Genomic DNA, 26,463 nt, shown 5'->3' on the forward strand with positions numbered 1-26,463 from the left:
ATTTTATATTTAGCACATTAACATATGAGTTAACCCGGATTTCCCTCAGCAAAACATCTCACCAAAATATTAGTAATGAAAAACGAACGAATAAAATTACTACAGAATAAGTTTATGAGATATCATAACATCTATAGTCAAATGGTCGTTTTATTTAGCTCTATTAACGTTGTTTATAAACCACATAAAATAGATAATCTTCTTCATTGTTGTGAAACTGAATCTTTCCTTCATATTGCATTTTTGCTTTTTCTAATACACGCTGCGATTTATGATTATCAGGTCGTGTAACAGCTACTAATCTATTTACCTTTAAATGAAAAAATCCCCATTTAATAAGCGATTGAACAAGTTCACTTGCATATCCTTTATCCCAACAACTTTTCTTCAGTTGATAGCCAATTTCTATATCTTGTTGGTTGTCATCGTAGTTCAAATAGACAAGACCAGCTATACCTATAAACATTTTACTTTCTCTCTCAAATACAGAGCCTAAGCAGAAGCCATGTTTTTTATAATGCGCAATATCATTTTTCAACCATTGCAAAGTAGTACCACGGTCACGGGTACCGCCTAAATATTTCATTGTTTCTTGATCAGAATGCAAAGTCTGCCAATTATCAATGTCCGAAAGAGTTGGAGCATGGATGTAAAGTCTCTCTGTTTCAATAAAATGAGTCATAGTAAGTCTATTGTTTCCTGTAGCCTGTGTTGATAGTTATATAAGTAAAAAATTATTCAGGTGGCATACTTTAGCAAAGCAATTGAAAATACAAAAAATACATTAGGGGTTAACTAGCGAAGGATGTCTCCATAAACTAATGAAACTTCTAATTTGATTATTTCTCAATTAATGTAGATTTTAGAATAGTTAGCTGTGCTAGCTTAAATCCGGAAATCATAATTTAGGAACTCTATTCTGGAGTTGAAGTTAGCGGTAAAAATTCCATTTCGCTTTAACAGTTTTCTAATGTTTATTACTCTGATCCTTCGGGAACCGAACGATGTAAGCTAATTTAATCTAAAATCGCATATAAAATATTTTTTGTTGTTTATTTGTATAACATAAAACGACCGTTATTTATTATATTATTTGTATCTGTTTTTCACTTTATATATTTAATATGTTCTGTATAATTTAATCCTTAAATAAGGTTAATTATTAACATACATCGTAAATGGATAAATTATGGCCAAAACCATCGCTTATATTCGAGCATCAACAGATAAACAAGATTTGAACAATCAAAAATTAGAAATTTATGAGTTTGCTAAGAAAAATAAATTAGTAGTGGATGATTTTATCCAAATGACGATTTCCAGTCGGAAGACGATTAAAGAGCGGCGAATTGACGAAATGCTTTCTGTTCTTAATGATGCTGATACCCTCATTGTTACAGAACTTAGTCGCCTAGGTCGAAGTACGGTAGAAGTGATTGGGCTTATCAATGAGTTAATAAAAAAACAAGTTCGAGTCATTGCTATCAAACAAGGCCTTGATATGAAGCAGCATGATATGACATCTAAAGTGATGATTACGCTTTTTTCACTGTTTGCTGAACTTGAGCGAGATTTAATTAGTATGCGGACGAAAGAGGCGCTTGCCAGTAAACGAAGAGAAGGTATTCGTCTAGGTAAGCCCAAAGGAACGATTCAGAAAAGTAAGTTCGATAAAGATGTCGATAAAATTAGAGAGTTATTAAAATTAGGGCTATCGGTTAGAAAAATTGCTTCCTATTTAGGTTATAGTAATCATATCGGCCTTAACATGTATGTTAAGAAACGTAATCTTAGACAAGCCTCCTTTTTATGATGACTAATAATCATTTAAATAACCATGTTGTACTCCTGTGATAGGCAGAATCTTGTATTTGTGTGTATGTTGTGTATAATTAAAATAATGAAGAGCGCAGATATAATAAAAATAATTGAACGTGATGGATGGGTACAATGTCACCAAAAGGGCAGTCACTGTCAGTTTAAGCATGCCACTAAAAAAGGCAGGGTAACCGTACCGCACCCTAAAAAAGATTTACCTATAAAAACCGTAACCAGCATTTTTAAACAGGCTGGACTTAAGAAGGAGGATATAATATGAGATATCCTATTGTGATACATAAAGATGAGCAAAGTGATTTTGGTGTGATGGTTCCTGATATCCCTGGGTGCTACTCTGCCGGTAGCACTTATGATGAGGCGCTAACCAATGCCATTGAGGCCATTGAGTGTCATTTGGAAGGCTTACTCATGGATAATGAGCCTATTCCAGTAGGTAGTGCTCTTGATAACTGGATTAATGACGAGGGATTTCAAGGTGGTGTGTGGGCATTGTTAGATATTGACTTAAGCGAAATATCAGGTAAAGCAAAGCGGATTAATATTACTATGCCTGAGCGTATTTTAAGCCTTATTGATTTATATGCCAAAAATCATGCCATAAAAAATCGCTCTTCTTTCCTGGCAGATGCCGCACTGAGTTATATCGAAAGCCATAAATAGTCACCCAGTTTTTTTGTGGAGGGATAAGTCTTTTATCGCCAATCAGGTTTGAATCGGCGTTTTTCTATTAACCGTGGCGAGTTAACTCCATATATCTTTTTTGATATATTACGATTATAAGCGACACCTAATTTCATGGAAGTCGCAATTTAGGTCAAGGGTTACTAGCTGCTATCGCAAACAAACAGGAGTTCAATTAAAATAAATGTACGGTATCCAGCTCGTATTTCCTTTGCTAAAGAAGACCAACGCTATTTGGTTAAATTTCCTGATATTAAAGAGGCTATATAAGTGAAGGCGGTATATTTCAATCCCTCTGAAGCTTCAACATTAGCTATTAAATGTCGATTAGAGGAGGTTTAGTTATGATTAAACTTTCGGTGCGAACGCAGCAGCATTGTTAATTCATTGGGCTAAAGAGTCAGGACACCAATTACCTCAGAACTAGTATGTAGCTTAAGCACTTCTTGGCCGAGTTTGCGACAGGTAGAGAAAATAGCTTATATGTTAGGTTAACAACTTATTATTTTTATGTCGAATTCACGTTTTATAGGTTCCTAACTAAGAGGGTAAAATAATCCGTTCTTTAATTAACGAGCTTTAAATAAAGTATTTTAAATCTTGGCAATACTTTTTATATTATTTAAGTTAATGTGCTAAAATGACCGAAGTAATTTGAGGTCCGGGCCGATCCTGGTAAAAAGTTATCAAATGACAGCAGCTTCAAGCAATAATCAATTACAAAACCTATTTTATCATTTGAGTTTAATCAACCTATTATTTTAGCTTGATATACTTTAGAAATGTATGAAATATCAAGCAAACCATCCTCATCTACATACGAATGAGTTAATTCATGTATTTGTCGCTCTGCGTTTTTGGTACCAAGATTAACAATGGCCTGTTGTCCTGAAGTCGAAGATTTTATCATTTCCCAAAAATCTTTCGGGAACATTTTTTTTGACCAAGGAAAAGCTTGTTCAGTCGCATTTTGGAAGGAAGTGTTTAACTCATCAAGAAAAGGATAAGCTCGATAATTGCGACTGTAATAGTTGACATTTTTATCATAAGAATTCTTTTCTAGAAATGATTCATATTTTTCTAAGAAAGGGTTCTCTTTCCAATTGCGATTATTTTCGATAATAGCAATTGCACCATTTTTGCGCAAAACTCTCTTTGCTTCAGAATAAAAAAGTGGTCTATTAAAATATTGCATTGCTAGAGCAGCTAGTACGATATCAACTGAGTTTTTTTCAAGTGGTAACTTTTCTGCGCTCCCTACCATATAAACAATATTTTTTTCAGCTGTTTCTCGTTTCGCTTGTTCGAGCATATTAAGATCTGGCTCTATTCCAATAACTTTACATTTTTTTTGAGAAGCAAGATAAATACCTTTTGTAGCGATACCAGTTCCACATCCTACATCTACGGCAATCGGGTTGTTAATCCCATTAGAAGTTTGTTCCCAAAATTGTAAAAGGGCGAAAAACAATTCATCAGGATAATTTGGTCTGGCCTTTTGATAACTAACAGCATCACCTATGAATTTCCGTTTAATTTCTTTAACCATGAAATTTCCTAAATATCATTGGTAACAAAAGCGAGTTAGATTAACATTAAATCCAATTTTATCAAAATGGAATTGGGAGTCAGTCAGGATATATGTTTAAAGAGGACTTTTTATATTTAAAACCCTCTACAGCCTTTATGCACATAGGTGAAAAGGATTTTTATAAATGTTCAGAATTAATCAAAAAAACTTTCATTATGTTATCAAGGAAATTGTATTCGCTTCATCCAGCCTATGTTTTTCTATATATTCTTTAGAAAAGAAACGAAAAAGATCGTACGCAGAAACATCGATATCATTTCTACAAAATAATTCTGTTTCTGGCATTGGATGAGCATTTTTGATGATTCGGAGGTTATTTTTCTTCTACTTCGAAAATAAGCAATATCCGTTGGTGCAAATTTGTTTCCAATGACTATCGTTTTTTTAGCATCTTCTTTTATAACGCAATCAGATTCTAAAGTAGCCCAATGAGGAATCATTACATCATCTTTTTTTACTTGACGCTGCTTCATATTAGAGCGAACTATATAGTAGTTTTTATATTCTGATGAAATATTTTTATAATCTTCTGATACATTCATTTCAAATTGGGTTAAACGCAACAATAATGATGCAATTGGTTGAGTCATAGATGAAAGTTTTTTTGTTAATGTATTTTCATAGTGTCCAGATAAGTGTAAGGTCTGAATTTGACCGGCAATAACCGCGCTGGCAGATTTGAATGAGCGTCCATTCCAAAGATAAGCTTTAATCTTGGAGTCGTGACAACGTTTTGCTACCTTTGTTGCTATTGCACCGCCCAACGAATTTCCTTTTAATATTAATGCATTATTTTTACCCATGGTTTTTGAGACTTGTAATGCAAGATGAAAACCATCATTTATCAATGCTTGAGAAGACCAAGTGGTTATCCGCTTCAATCCTGTTCCACCATAATCAAATCCAATAACAGTATGTTTGGTATCTTTTGCCAATTGGCAGTAAGTTTTTAGTTTTTTTTCATTACGAAAAGTAGCATTTTGTCCATTAAAAATGATTATGACATCGCCCAATGGGTTAGGCGGTGTGATTTTAACTGTTTGAAGTATTCGGTTATCTTTTGTTTTTTCTTCTGAAAAAGATACATCCAATCCTTCATCAAATTTAATATTTTTTAAATCTTGAACATTAGCAAAAATTTGACCTGGAAAAATTGCTATTGAACCGATTAACTTTGCGGCAATGTATGTAGCTACAACCGTAGCTACTCCTAAAAATACGTACATACAAATCCTTACAAAATTATCTTCTTATTGATTAATACATCGATAAAATACAGAACGGCTTATTCTTATAGTATTACAAATTTCTTTTACTGACATTTTTCCAACTTGATGTGGCACCCTTATAGTTTCGGCTTTTTCAGTGGTTAATACTTTTGGCCTATCACCTTTTCTATCTTGTTGTTTTACAGAGTCAATCCCAGCCTTAACTCGTTTGCGGATTAATTCAAGTTCCATCTCTGAAAATGCGGCGCAGATATTAAAAACGAGCATTCCCATAGGCGTTGAGGTGTCCAAATTATTTTCAAGCGATAAAAATTAAATGCCTTTCTCTTTAAAATCATTAATAAATTCTACTAATTTCATCATGCGCAGTCCAAGCCTATCTAAACGCACAATACTCGCTCTGCTAACTATTGGGTTTGTTTGGGCTCATCGGATTGGGGAATGGGGAAGGCCTCTGTGAAGATAGCCCTTAAAACATTGCGTAAGCAAAGAAGACCGCAAAATAGCTTTTTTCGATTGGTATAGATCATTTTCGTGATTTTTTAACCATTTTTCTAAAAATTTAAACGCCTTTCGCCAATTTTTTCAATGTTTACTTATGCGACTAGTGACTAGTTTTTAAACTTTTATCCAGTACAAAGAATAATTTGACTATTTTGAATCTTGCTAATATTTTGTTAATTAAGTTAATATACTAAAATATCAATCTAAGTAGCTTTCCTCTTTAGTAATTGTTCTAATAGGTATGCAAAGCTTAAATAACTTCAACCTCTTCGGCTTGCAATCCTTTTTTACCTTGCCCTACTTTAAAGCTAACACGATTACCTTCAGCCAAATGTTTAAAACCACTTGTTTGAATTGCACTAAAATGAACAAAGTAATCCTTGCCGCTGCTTTCAATAAAGCCAAATCCTTTGTCTTCATTAAACCATTTTACCTTACCATGTATTTTATCTGTCATTATTATCTCATCATGTTTGAAATTCAATTCTAACAGCAATTTTAGTTTAGCCTTTTATCTTAGATTACTTTAAATTCTTTTAGCAAAAATTTAAAGTAAAATTTAGTAAGGGTGATAGCACTACGGGCTATTATTAATATCATAAATACAAATTGAGTCCGGCGTTGCTTTTTGTTTGGCAGCATAACAAGCTCTATCCGCTTCTTTAATAACCTCAAAAATAGAAGAAGAATGGGCATGAAGTTGCGAAATACCTATAGAGCAACTGATTGTTATGTGCTCGTTAGAAAGTAGTTGCTGAGTCAGCTCAATAATGTCTTTGGCAATGCGACATGCTTCATCTATGGACACGTTTTCCATTAATAAAATAAATTCATCCCCACCATAGCGAGCAACAATATCGCCTTTTCGTAATCGCTGTTTTAATAATTGACCAAAATTTTTTAATACCAAATCCCCTGCATCATGGCCATAGCAGTCATTAACTAATTTAAAATTATCCATATCAATAAATAAAATCACGAGTGTTTTATTCGTGCGTTTTATTGCCTGAAATCGCGTATTAAGCACGTCGAAAAGATGGTCGCGCGTGTTGCAGCCTGTTAGCCCATCATGCTTAATACGATGCTCAAGCGCTTCAAATCGAGAGGTTAACTCATCCATGCTTTCTATTTTTTTAATCGTCTTTGTCATTAATTGACAGGATAAATAAATATAAAACCCACCGAGTAAAAAAATAGTTGCATAAAAATAATTAAGGCAATGAGGGTCAATATAAATACCATATAAAATACAACCACTGTAACCTAAAATAAAAAATCCAATCAGACATAAATAGGCGAGCCAATAATGTTGATAGATTTTGGTATGCTTAAGCAATCTTTGGATTAAATGTCCTCCTTTTAAAAGAAATAAAACACCTAAAATAATCATTGTTGTAGGAATAAAAAGAGTGTTCATTTTATCACGCAATTAATCCTTTTGTTATTATTCAGTATAAGGTCTTAATAGTCTTTTGCCAGTGCAGCCGGGTCATTTCTTAAAATAAAACGTCATTTAAGAGGCGTAAAAACACCTCTCTAACCTTTGCTCTTTCTTTAAAAAGGTCTATTGTTAAAGAGACTTAAATTAAACAGTTAACAAGGAGCGTTTATGTTTAAAAAAACACTTATCGCAAGCACACTTGCGATTTCATTTCTACTGCCTATAGCCACCTGGGCTGAGGATAATGGCCCTTGCATGTCAGGCTCAATGTCAACATGTCAATCCATGATGGATAAAATGATGATGGAGAAGTTAGGTAAAAAAGACAACCAATACGATAAACGCTTTATTGACCTTATGATTCCGCATCATGAAGCCGCCATTATGATGGCGAAAGATGCACTAAATAATGCAACGCACCCTGAAATTAAAGAGATGGCACAAAAAATTATTGACGCGCAAGAAAAAGAAATTCAGCAGTTAAAAGCATGGCGTTCGCAATGGTATGGCAGTAACCAATCAAGCGAGCAGTCTAGTGGGCAATCTACCGATAATCATATGTCACACTAACCATTAAACCAAGGAAGATAACATGACACACCACCAATATGAATCATGCATTAAAGCATGTCAGATGTGTGCCGTAGAATGCGAACATTGTGCCGCGGCTTGTAGTAAAGAAGATAAAGCAAAAGCCCTCGCTCAGTGCATCTCGCTTGACCATGACTGTGCTGCAATTTGTGCCCTTGCCGTTGAAATGATGGCGCGTGGCTCTCAGTTTGTAAAAGAAGTATGTCGATTATGCGCTACAATCTGTCGGGCTTGTGGCGATGAATGTAGCAAACATCAGCACATGGAACATTGCAAACACTGTGCAAAAGCATGCTATCAGTGCGCAGAGGAATGTGAAAAGATGGTTTCTTGATTAAGCCATAACATGCCATTGTATTGATGACAATGGCGTATTTATTCCATGTGAAAAAAAGTTAAAGACGAAAGTGATTTCCTAATCTATCTATTCTAAATTGACAAGAAAATAGGTGTAAAAATTATTTATGATCATGTCTGTGATGCACATCAGGATAATGAGGGTGTGAATGCTTTATCGCCTCATGATGATGGTTATGTGTATGGGGCTCCTTGCCATCCCAAAGAAAAGCATGTGAATGTTGGTGGTGTTCGTCATGAGTATGACTGTGACTATGCGCTAGTGGCTCATGCGTATGTTCATGCTCATGATGTTCGGTGAGATGTAGCCACACACCAATCCCCCATTAATCCAGATGCAATCCAAAATGTCATAAACGTATTTTCATGAAAAAATAAAATGGCAATTGCCGCACCAATAAAAGGGGCTGTCGAAAAATATGCACCTGTTCTGGCAGTGCCTAAGGCTCGTAAAGCAAGAACAAATAAAACAAGGCTTGCACCATAACCAATAAATCCAACCAATACAGCATAAACGGTTGTCGAGAAGGCAGGCAAGGTTAATCCAAAGCAAAGCGCCAAGCTTATACTCACGATACCTGAAACAAGCCCTTTGCTTCCTGCAATAAAAAAAGGGTCACCCGTAGAGACTTTGCGTGTGAGATTATTGTCAATAGCCCAACAAAGACACGCCCCTGCAATAGCAATTGGCCCAAACAGATTATAGGCTGTTGCTTGACCTTGAGGCCATGATAATAAGACGCCACCTACAACAATCAAAAACATGCCAAGTATAATTCGTGGGGCTGTATTTTCTTTAAAAACAAGCCAGGCTAATAAAGCGGTGAGTACGGCTTCAAGATTTAATAATAAAGAGGCTGTTGCAGAGCTCGTTTGCTGTAAGCCAACCATTAATAATATAGGGCCTAAAATGCCGCCAAAACCAATAGCAGCCAACAACCAAGTCCAATCGTCTTTGACTAACCCCGAAGTTTGCCAACCGCGGTCTTTAATAAAGCGCACTAGCGTTAACCCAATACCACTACCCGCATACAACAAGCCAGCCAGTAACAAAGGCGAGATTTGCCCAACAAGTTCTTTGGCAAAGGGGGTGCTGCCACCAAAAAACACAGCAGCGCCTAAAGCGGCTAAGGTTGGAGACAACGCTCGTATACGTACCATTTAGACTTTCTTCTGGAAAATAAATCAATTATAGCATCACTTGGTAGGCGATTGTGACTACAACCCTCTATTCCCTGACGTATGAATTCAGCAAACATCACGAGATGGACCACAGCAAACACGGGATAAAAACATCAAAAGCGATAGCGTCTTAATTAAAGGTTAACCGCCACTGTATTGAAGACAATGGCGTGTTTTATCAGGATAAAAAAATTTAAAGGCTAACGTAGCCACCTAACAGCAAGAAACAAACGTATTTTTAAGCAAATAACGGCGTTACTTTCTTTTATCGCCTGCATTGATAAGCTATACCTTCTAAGGTATGGGTGTCTACTGAATGTGTTTTGGGGTTGCCCGTATACGTTGCTTTGTCACTGGTAATAACCACCGTATTACCCCCTAATTGCGCAGTCTTATTTTTCAGCATATTCACTTCATCTTGATATAAATGCTCATGCGATTGATAGGCTTGACTGACCCCATTGACATCAGAGGCCATTATTTTGCCTAAATTTTTACACTGTTTAATCGCTGCCTGTGATTGAGCAACAGTGACAAGGTGTGCTTCAGGCAATAGCGCTGCATTATTACTGCAACCCGCCAGTGCCAGAAATACAGCAGGTAAAGTACTATACGTGATTTTTCTCATGTTAATTAACTCTCCTTTTATTTAAATCCATTTATACCTTTAATGTGTCGCGTGTTGCATGGTTAAAGCAGGTGCCTTAACACCTGGATAACTCATAATCGTCATCATGCCACTTTCCTGATGATAGAGCATATGACAATGCAGCATCCAGTTGCCTGGGTTATCCGTATCAAATTGTACTTTAACTGTGGAGTTAGGTCGTACTAAAACGGTGTCATGGAGCAATCCGCCATCAATTTTTTTACCATCAATTTCAGTGACTTCAAACACGTGACCATGCAGATGCATCGGATGGGCCATCATCGTCTTGTTATTAAATACCATTTCCACTCGTTTATTGTCACTCACCTTTAATGGATTAATCTTAGGCCACACCTGATTATTGATTGTCCAAACATAGTGCATCATGTCGCCTTCTAAATTAACTATTAACGTTTGGCCAGGCGCTTTTTTTGCTAAAGGCGTTGCCGCTTTAAACTGAAATTCTTGGTCATAGTTAAGCGCCCCTGCTGTGAATGCAGCTCGTTCATTAAGCATAGGAACTTTAGCCTTGGGCGTTGCTAAAATAAGGCCTGTTTGCAAATTCGTACCCTCTCCTTGTGCCAAGATAGGATAAGCATTTTCGCCTGCTGGAATGGTAACTATGACATCAAGACGTTGGCCTACGGCCAGCTGAAACTGATTGCCTTTCACAGGCTTAATCGCTTCACCGTCAATCGCAATTGCAACTCCTGCTAGAAGGCCCGTGTTTATAAAAAAATTAGTCATGGCAGCGCCTGCGATAAAACGCAAACGTACCTTATCGCCTGGCTTAACTTGGATGACCTCAGGATTTTTTAACGTCCGATAATTGGTTAAAAACGCGTCATACGCCACATCATTTAAATCAGTCGCTGTTTGTTTTTTCATCGGCATGCCAGACATCCCATTACCATGTTGCATACCAGGCATGTTTCCTTTTTTTAACTCAGCAAAAATAACCTCAGGTTTTTTAAAACTAAAATCTCCAATAAACACTGTGACTTCTTTGCTAGACGGCACATCGCTCGGGTCAGCAATAATCAACGGTGCGGATAAAAATTGCTGCACTTGTAAGTCATGATGCGAATGCATCCAATAAGTTCCGGCTTGCTTAAGCTTAAAGCGATAATGATACTCACCACCGGCAGGAATGGGTGGCTGAGTGACATAAGGCACCCCGTCTTGATTATTAGGCACGATTAACCCATGCCAATGAAGCACCGTTGGTTTATCGGTTTGATTTTTAACAACGACGTCAAACATCCCGCCTTTCATACCTCGATAACCCCACGTGCCATCCGGTTGCTCAATACGAAACAAATCCACACGCTTCCCATTGACTTGGACTTGATATTTTTTAATAAGCAGTTGAGAAGGGGAGATTGTTTGAGTGGGCAAGGCGTTTGTCTCAGCAGACGCTACATTGAAAGCGAGCATGGTCAATACCATGCTCTTTAAAGTATGCGGTAATTGCACGATAAAAAATCCTTAATGAGAAACAGGTAGTTGATACAGTGCCCGCAATTGGTTTAACAGTTTTTGTAATTTAGCCCAATTAGCAAGCGTGCCTTCTTTATCATTGGCATCCCCTGTTTTATCAAGACGCCCAGCCAGTTGATTGATAAAGCCTAAGGTATCTTGCAGCGTTTTTTTCTGTTCTTGGGATAAATTCTTACTTAAAGGCGGCAGCCCATTGGCTAAATCGCGAATAGCAAAGGCATGTTCATGAACCAAGTTAAGCTTACCTTCCTTTATCGCTTGATTAAGGGCGGTGCTATGCTCATCAATGGCTTTCCAAAGAGCAGGCATGGTGGCAGGAATCGTGATTTTGGTTGTCTCATGGGTCGTTGCAAAAAGCACGTCCGGACTTGCCAAAATTAAAAGACTAAGAAGAAGGCCAACCCCCCTAGAAAGGTTAGATTTAAATAGAATTCGTTTCATTTAGTTTCTCCTGGTTGTGGTTTTCTAAAGACATCCGTCGTTCACGTCTTTTTTCAAGCGCATTATAAACCGTAGGTACCACAAACATGTTTAGCACCGTGGAAGTTAATAACCCACCTAATAACACTTGGGCTAAAGGGCGCTCGAGCTCTTTACCAGCGGGTGAACCCCAAAGCAGTGGGAAAAGACCTAACGCGGCTGTGGCTGCCGTCATCAACACCGGCACCAATCTATCCATCGTCCCCGCAATGACCACTTGCTCCCGTGTTTTGCCTTGCAAACGTAATTGATTATAGTGACTGATTAGAATAATACCATTTCGCGCCGCAATCCCAAATAAGGTAATAAAACCAATCATGGCTGCCACACTCATCTCGCCACTGGCGAGATAGAGTGATATGACCCCACCTATTAACGCTAAAGGTAAATTAAACATCACTAGTAATGCTTCTCTAAACGTGCCAAACGCTTTATAGAGTAAGATAAGCATAATAAAAATGACTAACGCACCAAAACTTAAAATCACTCTGGATGCTTGCTGCTGACTTTCAAACTGGCCGCCATATTGAATAAAGTAACCTGCAGGCAGCTTAATTTTTTCTTGCACTTCTTGCGCTACCTCTTTAATGACACCCCCTAAGTCACGTCCTTGTACATTAAAACCAATGACTAATAACCGCTGTACATTTTCACGGTTAATGGCAAAAGGCTCAGGCTGCACTTTAATTTCAGCAACGGCGCGAAGAGGAATTTGCCCTGGCTCGTTTTCAGTTTGGCTATGTGCATCAATCAGCATGTTTTGAATGGCTTTAATGTCATTACGGCCTGCTTTATCCATCCGAAGATATAAATCAAAGGTCCGTTGCCCTTCTAAAATACTTGAGACACTAACGCCATTTAAAAGGACTTGCACGTCTTCTGAAATCTGACCAACATTGACCCCATAGCGAGCGGCCTTTTCGCGGTCAATGTTAATGATTAATTGTGGCACATTAATCTGTTGCTCTTTATTCACATCAACCACCCCTGGCACTGATTTTAATACAGCTTCAAGCGATTGCCCCAATTCATTTAAGGTTGTTAAATTATCACCAAAGATTTTGACAGCAACTTGCGCTCGAACGCCAGACAACACCTCATCCATGCGATGTGCGATAAATTGCCCGACATTAAACACAGCACCCGGAATATTACTTAAATCCGCACGAATATTTTTTAATAACTCATCTGGCGCCATTGATTTGTCTTTGTCAAAATCAAGGCGAACATCAAACTCACTCACATTAGGCGGGAGCGCATCTTCATCGAGCTCACTGCGGCCTGCGCGCTGCGCAATCGAGATAACTTGTGGGTAGCGCAGTAATGTTTTTTGCACCTGACTCCCTAGACGCATCGATTCGTCTAACGAGGTGCCGGGCAATGTGCTCATCGCAACAATAAAATTCCCCTCGTGAAACTCAGGTAGAAAAGAAGTGCCAAAAAAGGGAAGTAACGCCAAAGCAGCCAAAAAAGCAACAAGGGCCATCATAACGACGATTTTAACATGGGCTAAGCACCAGTGTAGAGCGGTTAAAAAATGACGTTTAAGCCATAACACAAAACGCGTCTCCGTTTCGGCTTCCTGTTTTCCTTTTTGCTCTACTGTATAGTGACGTTCACTTTGAGGTAACGCATGAAGACTTATCTCTTGGTCTTCGCTTTTTTCTTTCGATTTGACCAATAGGAGATAACAAAGTGCCGGCACCATCGTAATGGACACGACAAGCGAGCCTAATACAGACGCAATATAGGCAATCGCTAACGGGCTAAAAATACGCTCGGCAATCCCAGAGAGAAAGAAAATAGGCAAAAAGACCAGACTAATAATTATAGTGGCATAAACCACTGAGCCTCTGATTTCAAGGACTGCATCAAAGACGACTTCGATAGCGGGCAAAGGGTGTATGGCTTGGCGATTGACTCTTAAGCGATGCACCACATTTTCAACCGTAATAATCCCATCATCCACCACCTCTCCTATCGCAATCGCCATACCACCTAACGTCATAGCGTTAATGCCAATTTTAAAATAGTGCAACACCAACAAGCCAATGACAAAGGACACGGGCATCGCGAGAAACGTAATAAAAGAAGCTCGCCAATTCATTAAAAAAACAAAAAGTACCGCAATCACGATAATGGCGCCTTCAAGCAAAGCTCGCGTTAAATTCCGAATTGCCGATTCAATAAAATTAGCTTGGCGAAACACTTCCGTTTTTAACTCAACCCCAGGGGGTAAGGTTTGCTTGATAGTATTTAACGCCTGCTCTACCTTAGCAGTCGTTGTCACTGTATCAGCGCCATAGGCTTTGGAGATGGTGCCAATCACGGCAGGCTTTCCATTATAGGCCCCGTCCCCTCGCTTAATTTCACCACCAAAAGAGACATTGGCCACATTGCCGATGGTAATAGGGATGCCTTTGCGTACCGTAATAGCCGTTTTTTTAATGTCTTCTAAGGATTGAATTCGTCCAAGCGTGCCGACGACAAGCTCTGTACCTGACTGATGGACAAAAGCGCCGGGTACATTTTGGTTTGCGGTGGTTAAGGCTTGTCGTACCTCTTCAATGGTGATGCGATAAGCAAGCAGGCGTTCAGGAATTAAGCGTACTTGATATTGTTTAACGTCCCCCCCAATAGACACGACAGATGCAACCCCGCCTAGCGCAAGCAGACGTGGTCTAATCGTCCAATCCGAAATGGTGCGCAAGACTTCAGGCCCTGCTGTATCACTGATTAAGGCATATTTGATAAGCCAACCAACGGCTGAGGTCACTGGCAACATGACGGGTGGGTTAATGCCAGGCGGGAGGCGGCTTACCACTTGTTGAATGCGCTCATTAACCAATTGGCGGTTGCGATAAATGTCAGTTTTATCATCAAAGACTACAATAATGGTTGATAAACCAACAGAGGTTTTAGAGCGTACACTCGCAACCCCGGGTGTGCCGTTAATAGCACTTTCCAACGGGTAGGTAATAAGCGTTTCAACATCTTGTGTTGCCATGCCCGGTGCTTCGGTTTGCACGACCACCTGCGGAGGGGCGAATTCAGGAAACACATCCACGGGCATTTGTTTTAAGGTATAGCCGCCTAAGATACAAAGAATAAGTGTTAAGGCTAAAATGAGCAGGCGATTGTGAAGCGACCAGGCAATTAATCGCGTAAACATTAATGAGTTTCCTTTTGATTTGACTTAGAGGTGCTACCACTTAAAGACAGGGTATATAATTGGCGAGCCCCTTGGGTCACCACTTCGTCCCCTGGCACCAACCCTTCTTTAATTTCTGTGTAATTGTCATCACTTGCCCCAATGCGAACCACAGTGCGCTCATAACTGGCGCCTGATTTAACAAAAACAAACGTCTCATTATTGGCCTCAAGCAACGCATTATTAGGAATTGCAAGGGCCGCTTGTGTAAAACGAAGCACGACGTTTGCTTGCACAAACATACCAGGCTTTAATAAATCATTCTTATTCATTAAGCTAATTTGTACATTAATGCTACGTGTTACAGGATTTAAATTAGGCTCAATCAGTATGACCTTGCCTGGAAAAACATCACGCGGATAACTTAACGCATGAATGTTGACCTGTTGGCCTACTTTTATTTTCCCTAAATCTTCTTCATACACTTGCGCAATGACCAATAACTGTTCGCGATTACTGATGTGAAAGAGTACAGTATTAGGCTCAACAGCCTGTCCTAAATTCACATTCCGCGCATCAATAACGCCCGTGATGGGCGCTTTCACAGCCACACTGGGTGGTGGGTCCCCTATTAGGCGCGACTGGACTGTTGCTAATGTCTGGCCTTTAGTCACTTTATCACCCAAATTCGCCACAATAGCCGTCACCGCCCCGCTAATGCGCACACTGACATCGGCCTGCAAATTAGGCAAGACTTGAATTTGTCCATTAAGCGGCAAAAATTCAGCCATCGGGCGCTTCATGACTTCAACCACTTTAATGTCAAGTGCGGTTGTTTGTGCAGGCGTTAATGAAACCACTTGCGCAGGACCCGCATTATTAACTTCAATTTCATCACCATGGGCTAAAACAAGAGCGGTATAAAAAAAAGCCCCAATCAGCAAAATACGGCGAAGATGTCGCAAAAGCACGGGTCCATTTATCATTTTATACACTCCTTGGGCGAGGATAAGTAGGCACAAAAATCATTACTGACACGAACACCAATTGCTGTGCATAACGCAACATACGATTGAAAGTATTTTTCTATCGTTGTTAAATACACCGCTTGCAAATCATTTTGTTGACGTTGAACTTGTAAGACATTAAGGAGCGACATTTGCCCATTCTGATAAGCATCGCGCGCCAGTTTTACATTCGCAAGGCTTAAGCGAAGCGAAGTGGCTTTGGTTTGAGAAAGGCTCTTTTTAAGTAAACTTACTTGATTAAAATTACTGACCACTTCCGTTTCAATCACAAGATTAAGCGCATTTAAGGCCATGAGTGCCTGGGTTTTCGTAGTGCCTGCTTCTAAAATGCGTCCCTGATTGCCATTTAACAAGGGCAAGGGTACGACTAGGGCCAAATTTAATAGGCGGTCCGCTTGCTGCGGTGGTGCGCCTTCAACCACAATTTTATCTTGCTGAACACCAACACCTAAGGTCCAGTCAGCAAAACGCTCGGCTTTTGTAAGCGCTATTTCGGCTGCAGCGCGCTGACTGGCAAGCATTAGCCCTTGTCTGTCAGGGCGGTAGTGAAGTGCCTTATTAATTAATTGTGCTAACTTAGGCTGTGCCGTTGGCAGCACAATGTCTTTTTTTATCAGCAAAGGAGCTGTGGGTTTTCGGCCAAGGAGTTGATTTAATGTCGCATACTGACTCATTAATTGACTTTTCAAAAGGGCTCGGTCTTGCCCGATGCGTGCATATTCAATACGTGCTGAATTATCATCAAGCTCTGAAATTTCTGCGGCATGATAACGATTGTGACTTACCCGCACCAAAACCTGATTTAAATGATATAAATAATTTAATTGCCGCAGGCGATTTTCCATGACAACGAGCGCATAATAGGCATTAGCGACTTTGGCACTGAGTTGCCGGGCTGCTTCACGTAAGTCCGCTCTTGCACGCGCCAAATCAAGGCACGCGACGGCTTTTTGCTTAGCCAGGCGACCTGAAATCGGTAGTGCTTGATTTAATCGGATACTTCGCGAGTACTCGCCTTCATCTTTAAATACGCGGTCATCACTGCTGGTCATTTCCACATTGGGATTAGGCCAAAGCCCCGCTTGAACGAGACGAGCCTTGGCAATGGCAATCGCGTAACGGGAAGCCCTTAAGTCTTTGTTTTGATGAAGTGCTAATTGGTTTAGCTCCTTTAAGCCAAGCGGGTTGATGGCGTGGGTCGTTATTGACACCATGCTCCCAGCGAGTATTAAAGCCCACCCAAATTTTGACACCATTTTGTGTTTTAACATTCCCTTGTCCCTGTTAAAACCTAACCTCATGAAGTTAAGCCCATTAGTTCTATTATGCTAGTTTTCCCCGAAGACGCAACGCATTTATTATCACTGACACCGAACTTAACGCCATGGCAGCGCCTGCAAGCATGGGATTTAAGAGTAAGCCCATAACAGGATAAAGCACCCCTGCAGCAATGGGCACACCAAGGACATTATAAATAAAAGCAAAGAAAAGATTTTGATGGATATTTTTGACCGTTTGTTTAGACAATTCATAAGCCACCACAAGCTGGCTTAAATCGCCGGTAAGGAGCGTCATGCCAGCACTTTCAATCGCCACGTCACTTCCGGTGCCCATAGCCAGTCCAATATCCGCTTTTGCTAGGGCTATCGCATCATTGACCCCATCCCCTGCCATAGCGACCACCTTCCCTTCTTGTTGCAATTGACTAACAATTCTACTTTTTTCCTCAGGAAGCACTTCCGCAATTACTTTTTTAATACCTACAAGCTTTGCAACCGCGTTGGCTGTAATCGTGTTATCGCCTGTTAGCATAATGACTTCAATACCCTTTTCCTTAAGTGATGCAATTGCCTGATTACTCGTGGCCTTGATAGGGTCTCTAACAATAAATACGCCTACCAATTGATTATCTACTGATAAATATAAAAGGGTTGCACCTTCTTCCTGTGCCTTTAAGGCCTCTGCAGGTACCTCATCTAGCTTCACTGATAACCAATGACGATTGCCAATGGCAACTGCCTGTCCATTTATTTGCGCTTTTGCTCCTTTACCGCTTACGGCCATAAAGTCGACTACCTCAATAAAAGACAGTTTTCGCGCCACGGCCTCATCGCGAATAGCCTTTGCTAAAGGGTGTTCGCTATGGTGCTCTAAAGAGGCGGCAAGCCTTAACAACGTGTCTTCTTGCCAGCCTGAATTTGGGATAATGTCTGTTAAAACAGGATGGCCTTTGGTCAAGGTTCCAGTCTTATCCACCACAAGGGTTGTCATTTTGCGCAAGCGTTCGAGCGATGCTGCATTTTTAATTAAAATACCACGCCTTGCGCCTTCCCCAATGCCAACCATAATAGACATAGGCGTGGCAAGCCCTAACGCACAGGGACACGCAATAATCAATACTGAGATTGCCGCCATTAGCGCAAAATTTAAAGCAGGCGGTGGACCTACAAAAAACCACATTAAAAAAGCAAGGATTGCAATAAACAGAACCGTGGGTACAAACCAAGCTGCCACCGCATCTGCTAATCGCTGAATCGGCGCTTGGCTGCGCTGAGCCTCACTGACTTGCGTAATAATGCGAGCCAGTAACGTGTCTTTACCAATGAGAGCTGCCCTCATGATAAAACTTCCTTCTTGATTTAATGTACCCCCAATGACTTTTTGCCCAGGCTCTTTGCTAACGGGCATAGGCTCACCGGTTAGCATGGATTCATCCACATGGCTCTGCCCACTCATGACCTCACCGTCCACTGGGATTTTTTCACCAGGGCGGACCATTAATTTATCACCGACGTTGACAGCCTCAAGTGAAACTTCTTCTTCCTGCTGATGTTCATTTAATCGGCGCGCTGTGGTGGGTTTAAGATTAAGCAGCGCTCTAATGGCATCGCCTGTGCGTTCTCGCGCTTTGAGCTCCAACACTTGTCCTAGAAGAACTAAGGTTGTAATCACAGCCGCTGCCTCAAAATAAACAGGCAGCATACCTCGGGCTTTAAATACGGCGGGAAGCAATTCAGGAAATAAAATGACACCTACACTGTAACCCCAGGCAACCCCCGTACCAATAGCAATTAAAGTAAACATATTTAAATGGCGCGTTCGAATGGATTGCCAACCGCGCACGAAAAAAGGCCAGCCACAACCCCAAACTACCAAGGTGGTAAGGAGTGCTTGCGCCCAAAGAGAAATTGAATAAGGTACATAAGCCGTTAGCCAATGCTCACCCATAGCTAATACCACAACAGGAATGCTAGCAAAACAGGCAAGAATAAAACGCCAGAACATATTGTGATATTCATGGCTTTTTTGTGCTTCAAGCGTTACGTCTTCAGGCTCAAGTGCCATACCACAAATTGGACATGTTCCTGGTTTTTCTTGCCGTATTTGCGGATGCATGGGGCACGTATAAAAGGCATTGCCTGACAGTATAGGCTTAAGCACAGGTTTTTTAGCCTGATGTGCACAGCACTTATGTGCATTGGTATCATGTTGGGCGTTGTTTTCAGAATTAATCATAACTCACCTCAATCATATTTTTTAAGAAGCATCATAATCTCATCCATTTTTTCTTGCATTTCCTCTTGAGTGCCATGACATGCGGCTTCCTTTAAACAGCTTAAAACATGGTGTTCAAGCACGCTAAGCTCAATGGTTTTTAAAGCATTACGGCTAGCACGTAATTGCGCTAAGATATCCACGCAATAGCGATTCTCCTCAATCATGCGCTTAATGCCTTCAAGTTGACCAATGGCGCGATTGATGCGTGATAATTCGTTATGGTGCTCTGGATGGTTTGACATGCGATTTCTCCAATATACCCCTATAGGTATATACCCGGTAGGGTATTTTGTCAAATTTCTGCGCTTCTGTTGACCTTGTCAAAGTAAGCTTATTTTAGTTTAATAAGTCAGATGCTTTATTAAGGTTAGAAATTAAAATATTTATAATAAATATTATATTTAATTAATTTGTTAAATTATTGATTTAGCTTCAGGTATTCTATTTTTAACTAAAGGAGCTTTAACAGCTGTTTTTATACTTTTTGCAAAAGTGCGTCTTATTTAGTACAGCGCAGCATTATTCAACTCTATAGCCAATTGATTTGATGACAAACGGTACATTAGTAAAAAATTTAAATAGCTTAATGCTCCAACATAATCTTAATGCGATGGGTTTATCGAGGTTAGCCAATATTCCTCAACCTACATTACATCATCTGTTATCAGGTAAAACTAAAAAACCTAGAGCCTTACTGATAAAGAAATTAGCGCAATTTTTTAATATTTCCATTCTTGCTTTATTAGAATCCGACATAGCCAATCAACCCTTAATACAAATAATAAACCTACCCATTCTTAGCTGGAATCAAGAAACCTTAAGTTTTCATGAGCAGCCAGTGAGAGAGGAGGGTGTCTATGGTGCTTATCCCAACGAGAGTTTTGCATTTCATATTTATAAAAAATTTTGTCATAGCCCGTGGCCTAATCAAAGCTTAGCTATTCTTGCAAAAAACGCTTCTTTTAACGATGCAACTTATGGCTTAGTTTATTTCAAAAAGTACGGGCTTATCCTTAATAAAATCCATAAGGAAAAAGATAATTTTTTTATTAAATACCAAGGAACCGGGCAAGACTCTTTACTGTTAAAAATTAATTTAGAAGAGGCTCAATGGTTTGGAAAGCTCCTCGAATTGCGATTAATAGGCCAGGCACTGACTGATTATTTATAAGCGCATCTCAATTTAATATTATCGTTAAAAAGGAATTGTGTTTGTTACCCACATGCCCCGACTCAAGCTTCACTTAGCTCGCAGGTTGTTACGCTCCGCAAGAGTTTTCAAAATTTATTTTGATAAAGAACAAGTTGTTTTTAAATCATGGGTAGTAATGTAAGGATTAGGATAGCCTTCCATTTTAGCAACGGCTGCAGCCCACCATTTTTCATTTGCCTCGGGCGGAAATTGTTTATCCCAAGCCATAAATAGGTTTCGTTGGGCTTCACTTAATGCAATACCATATTTTTCGGACATAAAAAGATTGGCTCGCGCCACAATACCCTTGGCATAATCTGCCGGCTCTACACGCCTAAAAGCTTTATCAATCGTTATAGGGCAACCATAAAAGAGGGTATGGTTTTCTATCATACTATAGCGATAATTAGAGCGGGCTTGATTAACCAGGCCTACAGCAGGCCACAAATTATAAAGCTCCGCTTCTGCTTGCCTAAATTGTTTATCAGACTTTTCACAACACTTCCTCCCTTTGTACCGTTTCCCATTTTTCTTAATACACAGGGGCTCTCGCCAGCAGGCAAAGTGATTGCCAAAATTTTCAGCTGGCATCATATGTTCAGCCTCGACACGGAGCGCTCGTTTAAAACTTGCCGCAGATTGCATATTACAACTTGCTAAATCAACACGTAAGCGAGCATCAAATTGACAACGGCAATATAATGTTTCGCGTTGAAGAGCAAATAGTACCCGTATCTGTTTTTTGGCTTGTGTAAAGGTTTTAGGCGGTTCGCTAAAGACAGAAAAAGAAAGAAACAAAATGGAAGTAAAATTTAAGGTGCGAAAGAGTATAGACATTTAAATAAACCGTTTAATAATTTGACTAATGATACTTATATTCAAATTTCGTTCAATTTCAATTTAAACTAACACTAGCAACTTATAACGTCTAACTATTTTATAAGATAGTTCCTACTTAAACTTCAAAACTAGATATTACTCATATATGTAACAATATAAGTAATATCATGATAAATTAAATCAATCTGATATTTAAAATACAAGGCAAGCGCTTTAATGGTTCTAAATATTAAGGCGAAGGATTGCCATTAAATTAGATAACCTCAACGTCTTCAGCTTGCGGTCCTTTCTGACCTTGCGAAGGTTTAAATAAAACTTCGGCACCTTCTGAAAGCGTTTTAAAACCACTGTTTAGAATAGCGCTAAAGTGGGCAAAGTAATCTTTGCCATTGCTTCAATAAAACCAAAACCTTTTTCTTCCTTAAACCACTTTACGGTCCCTCGAGCCTTATCTGACATGAATTAAATACCTTAAGTTAAATGTTTATATTAACAACTTTAAAAGTTAATTTTAAAGTAAAGTTAATTTTTTAAACAAAGATAGGGCCTTAAATTATTGAACAGTAGTTTAATTTTTCTAATGCTTCATTGTTTGGATAGAATAGTAGAAATTTTTCCTCGTTATATTTCCCACACTCTAATAACATATCAACATCTTTGTCTCTAGGTACTTGAAAATATTTTTCAGCAAAATTAAAGAAGCCTTCGATGCTATCTATTTTTTCATCTAAACTAATTTCGTTTAATGTTCCTTTAATTATATATAGAACCCTTATACCATTATATTCATAGGCATCTTCGCCCATTTCAATATAATCTTTTTTCGTTTCGTTATAACATTTTTCAATAAGGCTACAAAATTCCTTGTGAACATTTATTATCTCTTCTTTTAAAGAATCATAACTTTTATGTTCAATAGAGTGAGGTGCACCACTTCCCATTCGGCTACAAGTACCAATTTCAAATTCTAATCGAGTTATAATTTTCACTTTTGAAAAAAACATTTAAGTATTATCGCTTAATTAAAAATTAAATAATATTTGAATTAATGTATTATTTCTATGTAAAAAATATGACATATAATATTTATAAAAGGATGAGTTTTCGAACTCATTCTTGAAAAAGCATTATCTAAAACAAATTAAATTAAAATTTTATGACGCTTATATTGGCACTAATAAATTTTTTAGTGTTAAGCATGCCGTCTATGATTTACATTCCAAGAGTTTGATAATTAACCGAATAGATTTGTCTGAGAGTAGGTGTAAATAAATTGGCTTAAAGAAAATCATTAATTAAGATGAACATAGCTGAAATAGAAGTTTTAGCTAAATACGCCTTACTAAGCTCTTTAGTATAATTTCAAATAAAAGAATGAACCTCCCCGTGGCTTGCCACGGGGAGGTTCATTATCCAAAAAAATCTTAAGGCGGTATTTTAAAGACAAGTTTGACTAGAAATTTGTCAGACTCATTCAATAACCTGCTATCAATTTATAGTAATGACATTTCTTATACTTAATGATGTTTAAAACTTTCTTTTAATTTATCTTCTGCCTCTTGAATTAAAGTTTCAGGCGCTCTAATAGCTTTACCCTGAATAAATAACACGCCTCTTAAAGCGGAGTAGGTAATCTTATTTAGGTTGTTAATTTCAGATTTCATCTCTTCTAAAACAATTAATTTTGCAGCTACACAGGGATCTTCAGCTTGCTTTAGGAGTTGTAGAGTATCTTTATCACATGGATTTTTCTTATTAGATAATAAAATGAGTGCACCTCTGATAAATTTAGGATCAATACAGGTTTTTGCTTCTTCTAAGATGGTAATCCTATGTTCGTTATTCTTATATTGAAAAAGCTCTATGAGAGCACTAGCCATATCTATTGGCTCTTTACTCTTTTCAATAAGTGACAAAATTTTTTGATCAATTAAGATATTATTATTTATACACTTTCTAAGTGCTTTCTGAATAGGTATTGGTTGTTCCTGAATTTTCTTGTTGTTGTCTGGCGTATTTAAATTACATTTTTCTAGATAGCTTAGCGCTCTCGCAATCGAAGTTTTTGATTTTATCGTTTTATAAGGGTCTTCTTGTAAGAGCAATTCTGGTAATGTTTGCTCTTTGAGATTAACGTCAATGTCTTTTTTAGACATTTTTCTAAAATGCGTAATTGCTCTTGCGGCACTGACAGGATTGACATGATGAAAGACTTTATCAAAATATAAATCTACGAGATTATTATCATTTAATCTTTTAAATGCCTGCAATTTTTCTAAACTAAACTGTTCTTTTAATCCTTTGAAAAGCGCATCATGGCGAGGTTTATTAATAGACTTTACCTTAATAAGAATTTCGGCAAGTGATATTGTTTCCTGCCGTAATAATTCTCGGTCTTCTAAAGGTAAAGTAGTAAGAAATTGTCGAAGCTCACTAACGCCATCTCGTTCGCCCCACAGAGATGACCCATAATAACTGACCGGGCCCGTCTCATTATCATATTTTTGAAGCGCTGCTCTGATTACACTAATAGTAATTGCCATGATTAAATCCTTTTTCAAAACTGTTATTGTAGAGATAGAAAAAAGAAAAAGCACTTTTTATAAAATAAGATAGTAATGTAGCTGTTTCCCAGGTAAATAAATTTGGTTAGTACGTTAATTAGACTTACAACTTCTTTCTAGAACTCATTTAAACTCCGATAACAATAAACGAAAATCTCAAATCATTCTTTGGTACGGCAAAGTAACAAACAACAAGAGGGGAGATAAAATCTATCTTACGACCTATTTATATTTTAAACTTCTTCATTTTATTCTGAATTAGAAAAATGTTTATACGATATACTAACTCGATAGAGTAAGTTAATAACATTAAAAGATTAGTAGGAAAGTATGCTAGAACAGAATATTCTTGATGAAATTACACGGGCTAAAATTTATTCCTTAGGAAATCATTCATTATCAGAAGCTCAAGGATTTCTAACAAAATTTCGCGCAAGTGATATGTATGAAAAATTAACTTCGGTAGACATATCTGAGCTTGATGACGAAGATATTATTTGTCTAACGCTTACTCGTAAAGCAGAAGACACTAAAAAAATCGATATAAACATTTTAAAAAGTGCCATCTTAAATGTTTATCTAAAAATTAATAATGATTTAGAAAAGGAAGGAACAAACTTAAAACCTTTATTAGAAGGCGATTTTGATTTATTTTGTAACTACATTGGTCATGATTTAACTAAAAATACTATTTTAACTGGTATAGAAGCAGCTATTGCTATTTTAAAAGCCATAAATTATTCACAAAATATTTTTTTTACAGAACATAAATCGTTTAGTATTTTTAGACATCAGTACAATGAAAATTTTAAGGGCTATCTTAATTTATCAGGACTAGACTTGAGAAATTCCGATTTTGGATCAGCTAATCTTAATGATGTCGATTTAACTGATACTAATTTAACCCACTCCAATTTAGAAGGTGCGAATTTAGATCGCGCCCTTTTATTAAGAACGGATTTATCACATGCCAAATTAAATAGCGCTTCTATGCGAGGGACAGAGTTTGGACTCGCTATACTTGAAAATATACAAATTTCCCCTTTTTACATTAATTTTCTTACTGAAGAATTTGATAAGGCGTCCTTAGAAGATCAACTTAATCATCTTTATCAACAAAATTTAGATGAAAATAAGCATGTATCAATTTTTAAATCCATTACTGAAAATATAAATTTTTCTTTAAGGAAAATGAAAATAAGTTTTGATGAAAAATTCAAATTAATTGATATGGCAATTAATCATGTTTTGTTTGGTGATCAGAGAGTAAATACTGTAACTAATTGGTTTAATTATAGTATACGCTTCTTTTCCTTTGGGAAAAACAAAGATGTGCCTACCATTTCTCTTTCCAATGCTCAAAAGGATTTAATTTTCATTAGAAATATGCTGGAATTTGAATCAACAAGAGATCCCAAAAAAGATCAAGAAGAGTTTATGAAATTTTTTAGATCAAATTTGAAAGAAGAATTTATTTTTCCTGAGCAAAATAAAAGAAAGCAACCAATAAGTCCAATAGAGGTATTTATTGATAAATATGGAAGTTGTTATGAAGTATTAGGCATTGATCAAAACTCAAATAAGAGTGATATTGAAAAGCAATACAAAAAATTAAGCCTTAAGTATCATCCTGACAGAAATAAATCTCTCGAAGCACCAGAAGAATTTCAAAAAATTAATAATGCTAAGGAAATTTTGGTTGATGAATCTAAGCGTAGAATTCATGATCAGTTATTAGGTATTACCCACACAGCAAATTTTAATTTTAGGTATTAAATTGCAATCTATTCGTATAGTAATCCTTATATGATGAGATAATCACCTCATCATATAATTAGTAATAGCCAAAAATAAAACCATGAGGAGCTAATTGATTATTAAAAATTCATGGATAGGTTTGCCATGGTGCTAGACCTATTATTAGGTTAATTTAAATTTTAAATCTAATCATTAGCCTTAGATAGGCTTACCTTAAAATTAAACATTTTCATACACCGCAACGCCATAAAAGGATGGGTTTCCGGACGCATCAACTAGTCTACCTAAAATAGCAAATTTCAACTTAAATTCAGTCCATAAACTCTGT

At 37.9% G+C, this 26,463-nt stretch carries 25 protein-coding genes and 2 pseudogenes; 8 read left to right on the forward strand and 19 right to left on the reverse strand.

All coding sequences use genetic code 11. The features are described 5' to 3' along the window. Positions 1-163: 163 nt before the first annotated feature. Entirely contained in the window at positions 164-682 is a 519-nt protein-coding gene (locus DYE47_RS14145; protein WP_115304119.1) for a GNAT family N-acetyltransferase, read from the reverse strand. 507 nt (positions 683-1,189) lie between these two features. On the opposite strand from DYE47_RS14145, the gene DYE47_RS14150 reads away from it, so the two are divergent. From DYE47_RS14150 to DYE47_RS14160, 3 genes are all read left to right on the forward strand, one after another. Further along, positions 1,190-1,813: a recombinase family protein gene (locus DYE47_RS14150; protein WP_115304120.1), complete on the forward strand. Its 624-nt coding sequence runs from the start codon at positions 1,190-1,192 to the stop codon at positions 1,811-1,813. Positions 1,814-1,900: 87 nt separating this feature from the next. Then, on the forward strand, positions 1,901-2,098 hold the full coding sequence (locus tag DYE47_RS14155) for a type II toxin-antitoxin system HicA family toxin (protein ID WP_115304164.1): 198 nt from the start codon (positions 1,901-1,903) through the stop codon (positions 2,096-2,098). Further along, the gene (locus DYE47_RS14160) at positions 2,095-2,499 is read left to right on the forward strand and encodes a type II toxin-antitoxin system HicB family antitoxin (RefSeq protein ID WP_115304121.1); all 405 of its coding nucleotides are present in this window, start codon (positions 2,095-2,097) and stop codon (positions 2,497-2,499) included. Before DYE47_RS14155 ends, DYE47_RS14160 begins: the two co-directional genes overlap by 4 nt. A 769-nt stretch (positions 2,500-3,268) precedes the next feature. Here the strand turns inward: DYE47_RS14160 and DYE47_RS14165 are convergent. The 5 genes and pseudogenes from DYE47_RS14165 to DYE47_RS14185 all read right to left on the reverse strand — a co-directional run bounded on the left by DYE47_RS14165 (position 3,269) and on the right by DYE47_RS14185 (position 7,261). After that, on the reverse strand, positions 3,269-4,069 hold the full coding sequence (locus DYE47_RS14165; RefSeq protein ID WP_115304122.1) for a class I SAM-dependent methyltransferase: 801 nt from the start codon (positions 4,067-4,069) through the stop codon (positions 3,269-3,271). Between the two features lie 242 nt (positions 4,070-4,311). Continuing rightward, the gene (locus tag DYE47_RS14170) at positions 4,312-5,337 is read right to left on the reverse strand and encodes a hypothetical protein (protein ID WP_115304123.1); all 1,026 of its coding nucleotides are present in this window, start codon (positions 5,335-5,337) and stop codon (positions 4,312-4,314) included. A 24-nt stretch (positions 5,338-5,361) separates the two neighbouring features. Beyond that, positions 5,362-5,637: pseudogene (locus DYE47_RS14175) on the reverse strand (recombinase family protein); the annotation flags it as partial. 457 nt (positions 5,638-6,094) lie between these two features. Further along, the gene (locus DYE47_RS14180) at positions 6,095-6,301 is read right to left on the reverse strand and encodes a cold-shock protein (RefSeq protein WP_115304125.1); all 207 of its coding nucleotides are present in this window, start codon (positions 6,299-6,301) and stop codon (positions 6,095-6,097) included. A 120-nt stretch (positions 6,302-6,421) separates the two neighbouring features. Then, positions 6,422-7,261 carry a GGDEF domain-containing protein gene (locus DYE47_RS14185; RefSeq protein WP_242604262.1) on the reverse strand — a complete coding sequence of 280 codons (840 nt, stop codon included), beginning with the start codon at positions 7,259-7,261 and terminating at the stop codon, positions 6,422-6,424. Between the two features lie 192 nt (positions 7,262-7,453). Here DYE47_RS14185 and DYE47_RS14190 point away from each other — a divergent pair, with 192 nt between their 5' ends. From DYE47_RS14190 to DYE47_RS16515, 3 genes are all read left to right on the forward strand, one after another. After that, entirely contained in the window at positions 7,454-7,855 is a 402-nt protein-coding gene (locus DYE47_RS14190; RefSeq protein ID WP_242604261.1) for a DUF305 domain-containing protein, read from the forward strand. 22 nt (positions 7,856-7,877) lie between these two features. Next, complete coding sequence (locus DYE47_RS14195; RefSeq protein WP_115304126.1) at positions 7,878-8,210, forward strand: four-helix bundle copper-binding protein; 333 nt, start codon at positions 7,878-7,880, stop codon at positions 8,208-8,210. A gap of 168 nt (positions 8,211-8,378) precedes the next feature. Then, the gene (locus DYE47_RS16515; protein WP_278043878.1) at positions 8,379-8,534 is read left to right on the forward strand and encodes a hypothetical protein; all 156 of its coding nucleotides are present in this window, start codon (positions 8,379-8,381) and stop codon (positions 8,532-8,534) included. Here the strand turns inward: DYE47_RS16515 and DYE47_RS14200 are convergent. The 9 genes from DYE47_RS14200 to DYE47_RS14240 all read right to left on the reverse strand — a co-directional run bounded on the left by DYE47_RS14200 (position 8,519) and on the right by DYE47_RS14240 (position 20,023). Beyond that, positions 8,519-9,394: a DMT family transporter gene (locus DYE47_RS14200; RefSeq protein WP_278043877.1), complete on the reverse strand. Its 876-nt coding sequence runs from the start codon at positions 9,392-9,394 to the stop codon at positions 8,519-8,521. The two genes, DYE47_RS16515 and DYE47_RS14200, sit on opposite strands and share 16 nt — an antisense overlap. 286 nt (positions 9,395-9,680) lie before the next feature. Then, on the reverse strand, positions 9,681-10,043 hold the full coding sequence (locus DYE47_RS14205; protein ID WP_115304127.1) for a DUF4156 domain-containing protein: 363 nt from the start codon (positions 10,041-10,043) through the stop codon (positions 9,681-9,683). A gap of 39 nt (positions 10,044-10,082) precedes the next feature. Further along, complete coding sequence (locus DYE47_RS14210) at positions 10,083-11,540, reverse strand: multicopper oxidase family protein (RefSeq protein ID WP_242604260.1); 1,458 nt, start codon at positions 11,538-11,540, stop codon at positions 10,083-10,085. A gap of 12 nt (positions 11,541-11,552) precedes the next feature. Then, on the reverse strand, positions 11,553-12,005 hold the full coding sequence (locus tag DYE47_RS14215; protein WP_115304128.1) for a transporter: 453 nt from the start codon (positions 12,003-12,005) through the stop codon (positions 11,553-11,555). Further along, positions 11,986-15,216 (reverse strand): efflux RND transporter permease subunit, encoded by a 3,231-nt coding sequence (locus DYE47_RS14220; protein WP_115304129.1) that lies wholly within the window; start codon positions 15,214-15,216, stop codon positions 11,986-11,988. Before DYE47_RS14220 ends, DYE47_RS14215 begins: the two co-directional genes overlap by 20 nt. Beyond that, positions 15,216-16,181: an efflux RND transporter periplasmic adaptor subunit gene (locus DYE47_RS14225; protein ID WP_115304130.1), complete on the reverse strand. Its 966-nt coding sequence runs from the start codon at positions 16,179-16,181 to the stop codon at positions 15,216-15,218. The genes DYE47_RS14220 and DYE47_RS14225 overlap by 1 nt, the downstream gene beginning before the upstream one ends. Next, positions 16,178-17,494: a TolC family protein gene (locus DYE47_RS14230; protein WP_242604259.1), complete on the reverse strand. Its 1,317-nt coding sequence runs from the start codon at positions 17,492-17,494 to the stop codon at positions 16,178-16,180. The genes DYE47_RS14225 and DYE47_RS14230 overlap by 4 nt, the downstream gene beginning before the upstream one ends. A gap of 52 nt (positions 17,495-17,546) precedes the next feature. Then, on the reverse strand, positions 17,547-19,739 hold the full coding sequence (locus tag DYE47_RS14235) for a copper-transporting P-type ATPase (RefSeq protein WP_115304131.1): 2,193 nt from the start codon (positions 19,737-19,739) through the stop codon (positions 17,547-17,549). Positions 19,740-19,747: 8 nt separating this feature from the next. Continuing rightward, a complete protein-coding gene (locus DYE47_RS14240; protein WP_115304132.1) occupies positions 19,748-20,023 on the reverse strand; it encodes a metal-sensitive transcriptional regulator in 276 nt (91 codons plus the stop codon). A gap of 305 nt (positions 20,024-20,328) precedes the next feature. On the opposite strand from DYE47_RS14240, the gene DYE47_RS14245 reads away from it, so the two are divergent. Continuing rightward, entirely contained in the window at positions 20,329-20,952 is a 624-nt protein-coding gene (locus tag DYE47_RS14245; RefSeq protein ID WP_115304133.1) for a helix-turn-helix domain-containing protein, read from the forward strand. A 114-nt stretch (positions 20,953-21,066) separates the two neighbouring features. Here the strand turns inward: DYE47_RS14245 and DYE47_RS14250 are convergent, their stop codons facing one another. The 4 genes and pseudogenes from DYE47_RS14250 to DYE47_RS14265 form a co-directional block, all read right to left on the reverse strand. Beyond that, positions 21,067-21,810: an endonuclease gene (locus tag DYE47_RS14250; protein WP_115304134.1), complete on the reverse strand. Its 744-nt coding sequence runs from the start codon at positions 21,808-21,810 to the stop codon at positions 21,067-21,069. 256 nt (positions 21,811-22,066) lie between these two features. Then, positions 22,067-22,272: pseudogene (locus DYE47_RS14255) on the reverse strand (cold-shock protein). 89 nt (positions 22,273-22,361) lie between these two features. Beyond that, positions 22,362-22,817 (reverse strand): hypothetical protein, encoded by a 456-nt coding sequence (locus DYE47_RS14260; RefSeq protein WP_115304135.1) that lies wholly within the window; start codon positions 22,815-22,817, stop codon positions 22,362-22,364. Between the two features lie 513 nt (positions 22,818-23,330). After that, entirely contained in the window at positions 23,331-24,356 is a 1,026-nt protein-coding gene (locus tag DYE47_RS14265) for a hypothetical protein (RefSeq protein ID WP_115304136.1), read from the reverse strand. A 351-nt stretch (positions 24,357-24,707) separates the two neighbouring features. Here DYE47_RS14265 and DYE47_RS14270 point away from each other — a divergent pair, with 351 nt between their 5' ends. Further along, positions 24,708-26,153, forward strand: a complete 1,446-nt coding sequence (locus tag DYE47_RS14270; RefSeq protein ID WP_115304137.1) for a DnaJ domain-containing protein — start codon at positions 24,708-24,710, stop codon at positions 26,151-26,153. Positions 26,154-26,463: the final 310 nt, after the last annotated feature.

The organism is Legionella beliardensis (assembly GCF_900452395.1).
Classification (GTDB): Bacteria; Pseudomonadota; Gammaproteobacteria; order Legionellales; family Legionellaceae; genus Legionella_C; species Legionella_C beliardensis.